The sequence below is a fragment of the Streptomyces sp. P3 genome, from assembly GCF_003032475.1.
GTDB lineage: Bacteria > Actinomycetota > Actinomycetes > Streptomycetales > Streptomycetaceae > Streptomyces.
In genome coordinates this window covers 621,519-634,907 of sequence record NZ_CP028369.1, presented here as the reverse complement: position 1 = coordinate 634,907, position 13,389 = coordinate 621,519, and the positions used below count along the sequence as shown (strand labels likewise).

Here is a 13,389-nt window from a genome sequence, read left to right as displayed (position 1 = left end):
GTGCCTTCCTGACCTGGGACGATGAACCTTGTTGAGGGGTTCTGTCGGTCCAAGCGGAGGGCACTTTCTACGTGCAGACTATCGGGTTGCGTCCCAAGGTTCGTGTCAGTGCCGATGGTTCGGGGTGGTCGGGCATGCCGGAGCACGGTTGCTGGCGGATCTTGCTGATGCCACCGGGCTGACCGCCGCGTACTCCGCCGCTCTCCGGCGGCTTCGGCCGCGCGGGACCGGGCACGACCCGGGCCGGGTCGCCACCGATCTCGCGGTGATGCTCGCCGACGGCGGTGAGGCGATCGCGGACCTGGCCGTGTTGCGGGACCAGGGCGAGGTGTTCGGCCCGGTCGCATCCACGCCCACGGCTTGGTGACTGCTCGCCGACACCGACGAGGCTGCACTCGCTTCGCTGCGAGCGGCCCGCGCTTCAGCCCGGGAAGCCCTTGGATGCAGGCCGCCGAGACCGGCGAGGGCATACCTGCCGCTCGGGCCGGCGGACAAGAACTTCCCGGCCTGGTCCTGGACCTCGACGCCACGCTGGTCGCCTGTCACTCGGAAAAGGAACAGGCCGCCCCGACCTATAAGGGCGGCTTCGGCTTCCATCCGTTCCTGTGTTTCCTCGCGAACACCGGCGAGGCCGTGTCGGGGCGGCTGCGGCCGGGAACTCCGGAGCCAACACTGCCGCTGATCACGTTGTGGTGCTCGACCAGGCGCTCGCGCAGATCCCTGACGCTCACCGGCGCGGCATCGACATCCTGGTCCGCGCCGACAGTGCCGGCGAAAGTCTTCCTCACCCACATCGGCGACCTGCGGAAACGAGGAATCCGTACCTTCTTCTCAGTCGGATACGCGGTCACCGAGCCCGTCCGCCGCGCGATCCGCTCGGTGCCCGACCGCCTCTGGCATCCCGCCCTGGACCAGGGCGGGACGCTGCGTGATGGCGCAGAGGTTGCCGAGCTGACCGGCATAGTCGATCTGGACGGCTACCCGGCCGGCACCCGCATCATCGTGCGCCGCGAGCGGCCACACCCCGGTGCCCAGCTGTCCCTGTTCGATCAGGACGAGGGCCTGCGACATCAGGTGTTCCTCACCGACACCCCGTACTCCGGTGGTGGCTCCGCCCAGTTACTCGAGGTCCGCCACCGCGGGCATGCCACAGTCGAGGACCACATCCGGTGCGGTAAGACCGCCGGCTTCGGCCGTTTCCCCTCCCGCGGCTTCGGCGCCAACGCTGTCTCGGCGACGCCTGAATTCTGGTTCTGGATCACTTTCCGTGCAGCGTTGACGGACGGCACGGACCCACCCGGGCCGTGGGGCGGTCACGCGGCCAGCAGGACGCGCTTGCGTAGCAGGGCCAAGCCGGCCCGGCCGAACATCTGCCGCTTCAGCATCTTGATCCGGTTCACCTGCCCCTCGACCGCCCCCGAGCTGAACGGCAAGGTCAGCCCCACCTCCACCGCCCGCAGATCACACCCGATCCCGTTCACGAACGACACCCGTCTCTTGTGATCACTTCCGGTGCTTCCCTGCGCCGCCGCCCCCGGATGCCTAACGATCAAGGCCCGTGAGTGATGTGGAGGTAGAGGACGTCTTGTTCGCCGACCTGGACGGCCTGCAGGTCGACGATGTCGAGCTCAGCGACGACGCGGTCATCGTGGCCGCCCGCGCGTGCGCGGGCGAAGCCGCCTGCCCGGCCTGTAGGACGAGATCCCGGCGGGTCCACAGCTCCTATCATCGCCGCCTGGCCGACGCAGCGGTAGGCAGCCGGCCGGTGGTCGTGCACCTGCAGGTCCGGCGCTTCCGATGCCCGGCGGCATCGTGCCCCCGGGCGACGTTCGTCGAGCAGATCGACGGGCTCACCGTCCGGCACGGGCGGCGAAGCCAGCGGCTGAACACTGTCTTGCAGATGGTCGCGCTGATGCTGGCCGGACGAGCCGGAGCCCGCCTGGCCGCCGTTCTCAGCGCGGCCGTCAGCCGCTCCACCCTCCTGCGGCTGATCCACGCCCTGCCGGACCCGCCGACCGTGACACCGCGCGTGCTCGGCGTCGACGACTTCGCCCTGCGCAAGGGCCACGTCTACGGCACCGTACTGATCGACGTCGAGACCCGCCGCCCGATCGACCTGCTACCCGACCGGGAGTCGGCGACCCTGGCCCGCTGGCTGTCCGAGCACCCCGGAGTCGAGATCATCTGCCGCGACCGCGCCAGCGGCTACGCCGAAGGCGCCCGCCTCGGCGCCCCGGACGCCGTGCAAGTCGCAGACCGCTGGCACCTGTTCCACAACCTCACCGAAGCCGTGGACCGCTGCGTGACCAGGCACTCCACCCACTTACGCACCCCGGAGCCGCCGCCCAGCCCATCGGTCTCCGCCGCTGCGGCCGCCGAACTGGAGAAGATCACGGAGACCGTGAAGGCAGAACGAGCCGCCCACAGTTGCGCCGACCGCACCCGCGACCGGCACCAGGAGATACACGCCCTGATCGACAAGGGGCTCACCCTGCGCGAGATCAGCCGCGAGCTCGGCCTGGCCCGCAACACCGTGCGCAAGTTCACCCACGCCGCCACCGCGGAGGAGCTGAACGCGGGCAAGTGGCAGGGTCGCGCGAGCGTCCTTGACGACTACAAGCCCTACCTGCATCAGCGCTGGCAGGAGGGCTGCACGAGCGCCAAGAAGCTCTTCGAAGAGATCAAGGCCGCAGGGTTCCGGGGCGGCTACTCGGTGGTCCGCGACTACCTCCAGCCACTGCGTGCTGGAGCCAAGCCCGCCGACCGGGCACGTCGGCCGCCGTCGGTCCGGGAGGTCACCGGCTGGATCACCCGCCACCCCGACAGCCTCACCCAGGACGAGACTCTGCAGCTCAAGGACATCCTGACCCGGTGTCCGCAGCTCGATGCCACCGCCGAGCACGTCCGGGCCTTCGCCGAGATGATGAACGGGCGAGCCGGTCACAAGCTCGCGGCCTGGATCGACGGCGTGAAGGCTGGCGACCTGCCCGAGCTGGTGTCGTTCGTGAACGGGATCGGGTGTGATCTGCGGGCGGTGGAGGTGGGGCTGACCTTGCCGTTCAGCTCGGGGGCGGTCGAGGGGCAGGTGAACCGGATCAAGATGCTGAAGCGGCAGATGTTCGGCCGGGCCGGCTTGGCCCTGCTACGCAAGCGCGTCCTGCTGGCCGCGTGACCGCCCCACGGCCCGGGTGGGTCCGTGCCGTCCGTCAACGCTGCACGGAAAGTGATCCAGAACCCAGGTTTAGCCGCCGCCGACACGCTGTCTGGCTCGAACTCAGCCTCGCGGCGATCGACCTGCTGGCCTGGACGCGCGTCCTGCTGCTGGACGGGGAGCTGGCCACTGCCGAGCCGAAGAAGCTCCGCTACCGGCTGCTGCACGTCGCTGCCCGCCTCACCCGCGGCGGCCGACGCCTGCGCTTGCGGATATCGGCGACCTGGCCATGGAGAAACGAACTGGTCGCGGCCTTCCACCGTCTCGCCGCACTGCCCCGTCCCGCCAGCTGACCAGCAACCACCCTGCCCTCCCACGACCCGACGGACTCCGGAGAACCCGACCACCGCGCCGGGATTCCGCAATGTCCGAGCAACGAAATAGCGTCGGTCACCCCGCAGTTGTCCCTCAGCGACGACTCATCGCTCCAACCGAAACGGCGAGGCTAGTGTCCTGCGCCAGTAGTTGATCGTTAGTAGTTGTGTGACTTCTGCTGCTGGTGCGTCAGTTCCTCGTCGGGGCCCGAAGCTGGAACCGTTGCTGCTGTCTGATGACGAGCGGGCGGAGTTGGAGCGGTGGACGCGTAGGGCGACATCGGCCCAGGCCGTGGCCTTGCGGGCGCGGATTGTGCTGGCGTGCGCTGGTCCGGAGGTACCGCCAATCGTCGTGGTCGCCCGCGAGTTGCGGGTGGCCGCCGACACCGTCCGTAAGTGGCGGCGGCGGTTTTTGGCGGAGCGGCTGGACGGCCTGGTCGACGAGCCCCGGCCGGGCCGGCCGCCCACCATCAGCGTCGACCAGGTGGAGGCGGTCGTGGTCACGACGCTGGAGGAGATCCCGAAGAACGCCACCCACTGGTCGCGGAAGTCGATGGCGGAGCACAGCGGCCTGTCGAAGTCCACGGTCGGCCGGATCTGGCGGAAGTTCCAGCTCAAGCCGCATCTGGCGGACACGTTCAAGCTGTCGACGGATCCGTTGTTCGTGGAGAAGGTCTACGACGTCGTGGGTCTGTACTTCAACCCGCCCGAGGGTGCGGTGGTCCTCTCGGTGGACGAGAAGTCGCAGATCCAGGCCCTGGACCGGTCGCAGCCGGTGCTGCCGATAATGCCGGGCATGCCCGAGCGGCGTACTCACGACTACGTCCGCAACGGCCTGACCACCTTGTTCGCCGCGTTCGATGTCGCCACCGGCGAGGTGATCAGTGCCCTGCACCGTCGGCATCGGGCCGTGGAGTTCAAGAAGTTCCTGATCCGGATCGACAAGGAGGTGCCCGCGCACCTGCAGGTCCACTTGATCGTGGACAATTACGGCACTCACAAGACTCCCGCGATCAAGGCCTGGCTGGCCAAACACCCCAGGTTCGAGCTGCACTTCACCCCGACCGGCTCCTCCTGGATCAACCAGGTCGAGCGGTGGTTCGGCTACCTGGCCCACCAGATGATCCGCCGCGGCGCACACAAGAACATCCAGGCCCTCGAAGCCGACATTCGGGCATGGGTCAAGGACTGGAACAAAGAACCCAAGCCGTTCATCTGGACCAAGACAGCCCAAGAGATCCTCGACTCCCTTGCCCGCTTCTGCCGACGGATCTCTGGCGCAGGACACTAGCCTTCGACAGACAGTTAGAGTGGCGCTCGTCCACTCCTGGTCCACAGCGAACGGCTGGCTGCACGGCGTTGGTTGTCAGCTTCGCTCGTGTGCTACCCGTGTGAGCTGAGGTTGGAGCACTGGTGAAAAATGAGACTGCTGCTGCTATCGCACTAGGAATTACGAAGAGGAGAGAGCTTCTCAGGAAACTCACGCATAACCAGCGAAGGAAGCTCCTGGAAGAACTTTTCATAGACTTCTTCGCTAATCAGCATCTGACGTTGCAGAAATGGGCAGCATTGACTGGGCAGACCGCTCAGGTTGATACAGGATATATAGCCCAATTTGTTGCGTCTATCGTTCTCCAGGAACCTGGGCAAGGCTTTCGGGGAAAAGGTGACGACTTGACTGATGGTAGTGAGGTTAAGAGCGCAGCGAATATTTCCGGGGTGGACAGGCCGCGATGGAATCACAATCTCGGCTCATTGGTGGATGACGCGGTTCAGATAGAAAATGGAAGAGAGGAGCGTTGGAGGAAATATCTGAATTCCCCCTACCTCTTCTATGTGCTTGTAGATAGGCCCTTTACTGCAGGTGGAAAATCTGGAGGTGTGCCGATCAGAATAAGGGCTTGGTGTATTGATGCTCAGGAGGACGAAAGTTGGCGGTCGCTGATCCTTAAATTCGTTGAGAGTCGTAGCGGCAGAACCTACAACTTCCAGCTTCATCCGCCAGTAGGGCATGACGATGATCTAGTGGTTAATACGCTGGGCAACCTGGACTTTCGAGAGGTCTTGGTATTTGACGCTCGCTTGTATGTGAGGCCGGACGGCCAGCATAAGCTCGAATGGCATAAAGAACTTCCATCCGAAGTTCTGGGAATTAGAGGAAGAACCGTCGCCCTGGAATACGAACGCCAGCCAAGTCGGGCCACTAGGCTAACGGAAACGTCCGATATTGTTGCGGACGTAGCAATGGTCCCGCAACTCTTCGCGTCCGTCTTCGCTGAGGCTCAGGTTGAGGCAGTCGAAGAGGCCCTTAAGGCGGATATGGGGTCGTCGTCCGACCAAGACTAAGAACAGTTGCCCACTCCGCCCTTTCGCACATTGCGGGGTGGGCAACTAGATGTTGGCCTAGCCCGCTGCGATCTTTCCGAATTCGCTGCTTAGCGTGGCCCGGGCCCGGCTAATAGACTCCAGTGATTCCTTCAGCTTTATGTCCAACCGCGACATTGCTTGTTCGTCCAGCATGGGAACGGTGAGAGAGAGTACATCCTCCTCGTTAATTCGCCTGCGAGAGCTGGAAGTTCCTCGACCCAGCGGGCGCAGTTGTGCTTTAACACTCTCGGAGTACAGCAGTCCGAGAATTGCATAGGGATGCTGATGGGGTTTAAAGACTCCAAACTCGGCGGATACCTGTACGGTCTTCAATTCTTCGGGGATGACCGAGGCTCGTAGTTTTGAAGGATTGAGCAGGGAAATAATCAGATCCCCACCAGATGCAAGGATTCCCGGAGTGGTCGGCTGGTACCTTTCGGCTTCATGCCATGCGATAGTTCCCAGATCGTCGATGTGAAGCACGGAGATGAAGGGAACATCGGGGAGAAGCCGCGAACGGCGGGCGCGTACCTCCTGCATTAGAGCTTGGAGCTCCATGCCTCCGCGTTCCTTGATGGAGGCTCGCGCCCGGAGGGCCGCCGGGTCTACGCGTGAGGGGTCGAAGGACTGCAAGGCCCCCGGTTGCGCGATAGCAACTAGTGGCTCTTGGCTTTCAATGAATACCAGCGCGTTGCCAGCGGCTGATAGACCGCTACGCATCAGTTTCGGAATGCGAGGCAGATCGTTTCCCTGCGGGTCCCTTGCCGCCTTGCCGGCCTGGCGAAGATAGCCGACATGTTGGACGCGCGCCAAGGCGACCTGTGTACGCCTACTTTCCTTCTTGAGGAAAATGGCGCTTGTCTTTGCAACGGTACCGCTTAGGGAGAAAGTCGCTGTCGGGAGACTGACATTTGCTGCGACAGAAATGCCCCCCCCAAGGATTCCATTTCGTCCAGATGTTAGATCATCGAACGCACGAGACTCGATAACACCGTCGGGCAGGACAATCCCAAGGACCCCGCCCGGCTTCAGTAGCAGGAGCGATTGCACGAGGCCTGCTAGTGCAGGGTCAATCTTTTTCTTACCTGTTACCCGCGGGATGACGTATGCAGTTTGGGAGATGCCCGCCAGGCTGTCATACTTACCCTCGCCGAAAGGGGGGTTGGTGAGGATAATTTGAATTTTCCCGTGCAGCTTTGACAGGTCTTTGTCGACGATGGAGTCGGGAGTGGTCCATACAAGAGGATGCTCAACGCCATAAAGCATCATGTTGATGCGGGCTTTGGCCACAGAAGAGGTTGATTGGTCGGATCCAAACAGTCCCGTCGAGATGGCTTTCGTTGCTTCCGGTGTCCCGATTTCCCGGAGGATTTCAGCTGCTGCAACAAGAAATCGTCCAGTTCCGCAGAATGGATCTCCCAAAAGTAGATTTTCGGGCGTGTCGAAGCATGGTGCCTCTAGGAGATCGAAGGCGATCTCTGCCATCATTCGTGCGACACTGCTGGGTGTAAGATAGGTTCCCAAACCGCCGCTGTGGTCGTAACGGCCACTAAGTAGCGCATCGAATGCTGTACCCAGAGGATCTGAAACAGCTGGTGTGTGATCCTGAATCAGGTCTGAGACCAGCTTCACTGCTGAATCTAGTACATCGGGATTGCTCAGGCGAAATGGCTCGTCTACGGGCCATAGAGATTCTTTGATGCCGCTGGGAGTGAGGGCGGACAACTCGTCCGCGTTCAAAGCAAGATTGAATGCCTGCTTGAAGCTCTCAACCAGTCGTTGGCCGTTTTCTTTGGGTGAGAAGAGGATGTCGAGAGTAAGACCTGACGGCAGTGAGGTGTCGGGCTTTTTGAGCCACCAGAGGCGAAGGAAGATGAGCTTGGCCACTTCTTCGACTGCAGCATTGGTAGGGCGGACTCCGCCCTGCCGGTAGATCAATTGATGCAGGTCATCAAAACGTCGTGCAAATTCAATCTCTGCAAATCCGAATGAGCCGGATACCCCCAGCAGTGGGCTCTCTGCTGTCGAATCATCAGAAATGCTCATTGGATCTTCCCTCTCGTCTGTGTTCTGCGACATCTTAGCGGTCCTGTCGGTGGTCAAGTTAAGTGCAAGCAAGTTGGGCAGGCGGTCTAGCCATAATCAGCAAGCCTCACGGCACCTGCGGAGGTGCCGGTCATATGCTCGGTAGCGGGGTGGGCTCCTCGTCGGTCGGGCAGCTCTGCCAGACCAGGGTTCTCCAGGGGCCGCCAAGGCTCACATCGTGACGCTTGCACTTGGCCTTGGCGGCCCCTGGAGGTTCCTGGTACGCCTCCGAGGCCCGATCGACGAGGAGCCCACCCCGCGGCCCAAATCCAGGGCTGGAAGTATCTACAGTCGACCGCAGCAGATGGCACCTCTAAGTGGGCGGTTCGTGAGTCTTTGAGCGGTTCTGCTGTCGCCTGATGGTGTGGTGGCGGGGCGGAATCTACCGGTCCGCGGTTGGTGATCTGGTGATGTGACCGGGTGAGTGAACGCAAGCCGTACCCGAGTGACTTGTCGGACGAGCAGTGGTCGTTGATCGAGCCGGTGATCACCGCGTGGAAGGACCGGCACCGCTCGGTCAGCGGCCACCGGGGCGCCTACGACATGCGGGAAATCGTGAACGCGATCCTCTACCAGGGCCGGACCGGCTGCCAGTGGGCCTATCTCCCGCACGACCTGCCGCAGATGAGCGTGACCTACTACTACTTCGCCGCCTGGCGGGACGACGGGACCGACCAGGTCATCCATGAACTCCCGCGCTGCCAGGTCCGTGAACGCGCCCGGCGATTAGAGGACCCGACCCTGGTGGTCCTGGACACCCAGAGTGTCCACGTGGCCGCCGGGGTCCCCACCGCCACGAGCGGCCACGATCCGGCCAAGCGGGTGCCCGGCCGCAGGCGGGGCCTTGCGGTGGATGTCCTCGGCCTGGTCATCGCGGTCGTCGTCCTCGCCGCGAACGCCCACGACAACGCCGCGGGCATCGCCTTGCTGGACCAGGTCGCCGAGCACGCCGGCAGCACGGTCCGCAAAGCCCTGGTCGACCAGGGCTGCAAGAACCAGGTCGTCCTGCACGGCGCCGGCCTGGGGATCGACGTCGAGATCGTCGAGCGCAACCCGCTGGTCAAGGGGTTCGTGCCGCGGCCGAAGCGGTGGAGGGTCGAGCAGACCTACGGGATCCTGATACTGCACCGGCGCCTGGTCCGCGACTACGAGCACTGCCCCTCCTCCTCCGCCTCCCGCGTCTACTGGGCGATGACCCACGTCATGGCACGACGCCTCACCGGCGCGAACGCTCCCACCTGGCGCGAGCCGCAGGCAGCGGCAGCGTGAACATCCAGCCCCTGCTCGACGCCCTGGACCTCCAGGAACACGCCGCCCGGGCCCTGACCGACGACCTGCGCGCACAGATCGACTACCTGCAGACCCGTTTACGGGAGGCCGAGACCCACTTGGACCACATCGCGATCACCCGCAAGACCATCACCGGCCTCACCGACCGGCTCCCGGCGTCTTTGCCGGAGCTGCCCGAGCACCCGGACTACACGGGCATCCTCGCCGTCTTCAACGAGGCGACCGGCTCCCTGCGGGCCAAAGACGTCTGCGAAGCTCTCGGCCACGAACTGCCGAAGAAGGTCGAGGGCACCCGGGCCAAGCTGAAGCGCCTGGTCAAACTCGGCATCCTCACCGAAGTCGGCACCGGCAAACTTCGCCAGGAAGCAATAACCGACGCCACGACCAGCAACCCTGCTCCAAGCGTCACCCGGAAGCGGACATCACCTTACGAACCGCCCACTTAGACGGTGTCCTACGTGGTGATCGCTCGTTGGTCTGTTCATGGGGCGGGGTAAGTGGAGTTGGATTGTTCCGGACGGCTTGTGGGAGCTCGCCAGGCCGTTGATTCCGGAGGACCGGGTGCGGCCGCAGGGCGGTGGAACGCCGAACGCGCCTGATGAGACGCTGTTCGCGGCGATCGTCTATGTGCTGGTCAGCGGGTGCGCCTGGCGGGCCCTGCCGCCGTGCTTCGGGATATCGAAGTCGACGGCCCATCGCCGATTCCTGATCTGGTCGCGGGCCGGGGTATGGGGCCGGCTGCACGAGGCGGTCCTGCATCGGCTCGACGACGCGGGCCTCATCGACGTCTCCCGCGTGGTGCTCGATTCCGCCCACGTGCGGGCTAAAAAGGGGGCAGACACACAGGTCCGAGCCCCGTGGACCGGGGCAAGCCGGGTTCCAAGATGCACGTTCTGTCGGACGCGAACGGACTGCCCCTGGTCGTCGGCGTCTCCGCCGCCAACGTCCACGACAGCGAAGGGCTGAAGCCCATGGTGGCCGGTCACCAAACGAGACACGACCCCCACAACGGCCGCTACTTCAAGCCTCAGCGCCTACACGCGGACAAGGCCTACGACATTCCCCACCTACGGAAATGGTTACGGGGCAAGCGCATCGGCGTGCGTATCGCCCGCAAGGGCATCGAGTCCAGCGAACGCTTGGGCCGACGAAGGTGGGTGATCGAGCGCACGATCTCGTGGCTGTCCGGCTACCGCAGACTCAGCCCTCGCTATGAACGCGATCCACGCAACTACCTGGCCTTTCTCGGCCTCGCCGCAGCAATGTGCTGCTACAAGCGATTCGTCCGCCTCACCACGTAGGACACCGTCTTAGAACTCCTAGCCTCGATCTTTCGTGACGGTCTACCGACTCCGTCGGTAGACCGTCACGAAAGATCGAGGCTAACAACCCATCAGGCGCCAACATTCCAAGGTAATTGCAGCATTCTGTTAGGGGTTCTTAGGGCCCGTAAAGAATCAACACGTTGCTTCACGGTCTCCTTGTCGTTGGTGTGGTATGCGCATACCGAGCGAGACTCTTGACCAACTCGCCCTGCGATTCGGGGTGTTGTTACCTCATCTCAATGAGCGGCAGCAGCGGCTGGCGCTGGCTGCCGAGGCCCGGCTGCTGGGGCACGGCGGGGTCCGGGCCGTCGCGCGTGCCGCAGGGGTGAGCGAGACGACAGTACGGAAAGGTGTATACGAGTTGGAGGGCGGTGAGGCCCCACTGCCCGATGGCCGGGTCCGCCGGGATGGCGGCGGTCGCAAGAGCGCCGAGGAGCTTGACCCGCTGCTCGTTCCGGCGTTGCTGGCGCTGGTCGAGCCGGATGAACGGGGCGATCCGATGTCGCCGCTGCGCTGGACGACCAAGTCGCTGCGGTCTCTGGCTGGGGAGCTGACACGGCAGGGCCATGCCGCGTCAGCACCGACCGTGGGCAGGCTGTTACGGGAGAACGGTTTCAGTCTGCAGGCCAACGCCAAGACCCTTGAGGGCGCTCAGCACCCTGACCGGGACGCGCAGTTCCGGTACATCAACGACCAGGTCAAGGACCATCAGGCGGACGGTCGGCCAGTGGTCAGTGTGGATACGAAGAAGAAGGAAGTCCTCGGGGAGTTCAAGAATGCGGGACGTCAATGACGACCGGTCGGCGAGCCGGTGCGGGTCGATGTTCATGACTTCCCCGGTGATGCACTGGGCAAAGCCCTGCCCTACGGCATCTACGACCTGGCGGCGGACACCGGCTGGGTGAACGTCGGTACGGATCACGACACCGCGGCCTTCGCGGTCGAATCGATCCGCCGCTGGTGGAACGGGCAAGGACGCCTCGACTACCCACAGGCCAGACGTCTGCTGATCACCGCGGACGCTGGCGGCTCCAACGGCTACCGCACCCGGGCCTTCAAGACCGAGCTCGCTGCGTTCGTCGCCCGGACCGGCCTGACTGTCACGGTGTGCCACATGCCGCCGGGCACATCGAAGTGGAACAAAGTGGAGCACCGGCTGTTCTCCGCGATCACGATGAACTGGCGCGGCAGGCCCCTGAACAGCCATGAGGTCGTCGTGCAGTCCATCGCCGCGACCACCACCCGCACCGGTCTCACCGTCCACGCGGAACTCGACACCGGCGCCTATCCAGTCGGTGTGAAGGTCAGCGACGCCGAGCTGAACGCAGTGCCGGTCACCGGACATGCCTTCCACGGCGAATGGAACTACACCGTCCACCCCCACCCCCGCCGGCCCGGCAGGCCCCACCGGGCCAGCGTCCGAGCCGGCGGCGGTCTTCGACCGCGGTGATTTGTCGCACCCTGCACTGACCGGCATGACCCGCACCGCACTGACCGAGCTGACCGAAACCCTGAACGCCGACTGGCAGACGCTGCAGAAACAGGACGCCACCACACGACGCGACGGTGGTCAACGACGCCGGGCCCCGGGCGGCGGCCGCAAAGCCAAACTCGACCTGGCCGACCGGGTCCTGGTCACCGTGCTACAACAAAACCTCGCCCTGCCGCCCACCGTGCTGGCCCGCCTCTTCGCCGTCAGCAAAGACACCATCCGCCACACCACAAGCGAGATCCGGCGCTTGATGGACCAGCACGCACACACACCCCAGCAACCAGCACCACACCTCAACACCCTGGCAGGACTCCTCGTCCACGCCACCGCACACGGCGCGACCCTCACGGCTGAGACCAAATCAACGTGTTGATTCTTTACGGGCCCTTACAGATCCTGCGGCGCCCCCGAGTGGGACTCCTGGCGGAAGGGCCTGGCGGGGGAGCGGTGGGTGAGAGCCGAGCTGAACCGCTTGGAGCGGCACGGCTGGCGCGTCCTGCATTCCATCCTCTTGGCCGTCAAGGTCGACGTGGACCATTTGCTGATCGGGCCCGGTGGCGTGTTCAGCATCAATACGAAACACCATCACAAAAGGGCTGTGTGGGTCGGCGACGACTCCGTGAAGTTGGATTACGGAAAGCTGGCGCCGTATGCGCGTTAGAGCAGGGCTGAGGCCAAGCGGGTAGCCCGAGTGCTTGAGTGCTACTGCGGTTTTCCCGTACCAGTGGAGCCGGTGCTCGTTTTCGTGGGCGTGACTGATCTGAAGATGGTTGCCACGCAGCTCAGCGTGCGCGTGTACCGGAACCTGAGGTGGCGGCACTGGCGCCGCTCTCAGGGGTGCTGACAGTCGACCAGGTCGAGCAGGTGTACGGCGTCGCCCACCATCGCCAGGCTTGGAGCCAGGTCCCGCCGACGGCGACATGACCTTGCTCGTGTTTGAGGGCCGTGACGTGATGCCCAGAGGCCTCGTCGTTTCCTTGGCCCGTCAAGCAGGCCGGGTCGTCCGCGCCTGTTCGGAGGAGAGTAGACGTTCAAGGATCCTTCGCTCGCCATCGAGCACGGCGAGTATCCGTGTGCATGTGCGTTTGAAGTCGGGCTCGACCTCGACACCGAGGTCATGGCGCAGAGTGACCCGCAGCAGATACACCCCGTCGGACATTGGGCCGCTGAACCAAGCTTTGGCACGGCTGTACGACTCGTCCGGGTCAGGACTGTTCGGCAATTGTTTGACTACGGAATACCCGACTCCGAGCGCCCTGTTGAGGATCGAAACAATTTCGTGGACATGCTTCGGCAGCGCCATCT

The 13,389-nt window shown here is 63.9% G+C and carries 9 protein-coding genes and 3 pseudogenes; 10 read left to right on the top strand and 2 right to left on the bottom strand.

Annotation, left to right across the window (positions count from 1 at the left end; all coding sequences use genetic code 11):
* Positions 1–41 precede the first annotated feature (41 nt).
* From C6376_RS02605 to C6376_RS02585, 5 genes and pseudogenes are all read left to right on the top strand, one after another.
* Positions 42–1,206 (top strand): annotated as a pseudogene (locus C6376_RS02605) (IS1380 family transposase); the annotation flags it as partial.
* A 352-nt stretch (positions 1,207–1,558) separates the two neighbouring features.
* Positions 1,559–3,172 (top strand): ISL3 family transposase, encoded by a 1,614-nt coding sequence (locus tag C6376_RS02600; RefSeq protein ID WP_107441907.1) that lies wholly within the window; start codon positions 1,559–1,561, stop codon positions 3,170–3,172.
* 83 nt (positions 3,173–3,255) lie between these two features.
* Positions 3,256–3,504 (top strand): annotated as a pseudogene (locus C6376_RS02595) (transposase); the annotation flags it as partial.
* A gap of 190 nt (positions 3,505–3,694) precedes the next feature.
* On the top strand, positions 3,695–4,816 hold the full coding sequence (locus tag C6376_RS02590; RefSeq protein ID WP_107441906.1) for an IS630 family transposase: 1,122 nt from the start codon (positions 3,695–3,697) through the stop codon (positions 4,814–4,816).
* 122 nt (positions 4,817–4,938) lie between these two features.
* Positions 4,939–5,871, top strand: coding sequence for a MamI family restriction endonuclease (locus C6376_RS02585; RefSeq protein ID WP_159083139.1), 933 nt, complete (start codon positions 4,939–4,941; stop codon positions 5,869–5,871).
* Positions 5,872–5,928: 57 nt separating this feature from the next.
* On the opposite strand, the gene C6376_RS02580 is transcribed toward C6376_RS02585, so the two are convergent.
* Positions 5,929–7,938 carry a class I SAM-dependent DNA methyltransferase gene (locus tag C6376_RS02580; protein WP_159083138.1) on the bottom strand — a complete coding sequence of 670 codons (2,010 nt, stop codon included), beginning with the start codon at positions 7,936–7,938 and terminating at the stop codon, positions 5,929–5,931.
* A 459-nt stretch (positions 7,939–8,397) separates the two neighbouring features.
* Here C6376_RS02580 and C6376_RS02575 point away from each other — a divergent pair, with 459 nt between their 5' ends.
* The 5 genes and pseudogenes from C6376_RS02575 (at position 8,398) to C6376_RS44940 (ending at position 12,745) form a co-directional block, all read left to right on the top strand.
* On the top strand, positions 8,398–9,246 hold the full coding sequence (locus C6376_RS02575) for an IS5 family transposase (RefSeq protein WP_107441903.1): 849 nt from the start codon (positions 8,398–8,400) through the stop codon (positions 9,244–9,246).
* Entirely contained in the window at positions 9,243–9,713 is a 471-nt protein-coding gene (locus C6376_RS44945) for a hypothetical protein (RefSeq protein WP_254075815.1), read from the top strand. Before C6376_RS02575 ends, C6376_RS44945 begins: the two co-directional genes overlap by 4 nt.
* Positions 9,714–9,750: 37 nt before the next feature.
* Positions 9,751–10,568, top strand: a protein-coding gene (locus C6376_RS02565) for an IS5 family transposase (protein ID WP_107441902.1) whose coding sequence is annotated in 2 segments (ribosomal slippage) — positions 9,751–10,093 and positions 10,093–10,568 — 819 coding nt in all. Because the reading frame shifts where the segments join, the coding sequence is not laid out codon by codon here.
* Between the two features lie 196 nt (positions 10,569–10,764).
* Positions 10,765–12,457: pseudogene (locus C6376_RS02560) on the top strand (ISAzo13 family transposase).
* A gap of 78 nt (positions 12,458–12,535) precedes the next feature.
* The gene (locus tag C6376_RS44940) at positions 12,536–12,745 is read left to right on the top strand and encodes a nuclease-related domain-containing protein (RefSeq protein WP_254075814.1); all 210 of its coding nucleotides are present in this window, start codon (positions 12,536–12,538) and stop codon (positions 12,743–12,745) included.
* A 324-nt stretch (positions 12,746–13,069) separates the two neighbouring features.
* Here the strand turns inward: C6376_RS44940 and C6376_RS44935 are convergent, their stop codons facing one another.
* Positions 13,070–13,387, bottom strand: coding sequence for a hypothetical protein (locus C6376_RS44935; RefSeq protein ID WP_254075813.1), 318 nt, complete (start codon positions 13,385–13,387; stop codon positions 13,070–13,072).
* Positions 13,388–13,389 lie beyond the last annotated feature (2 nt).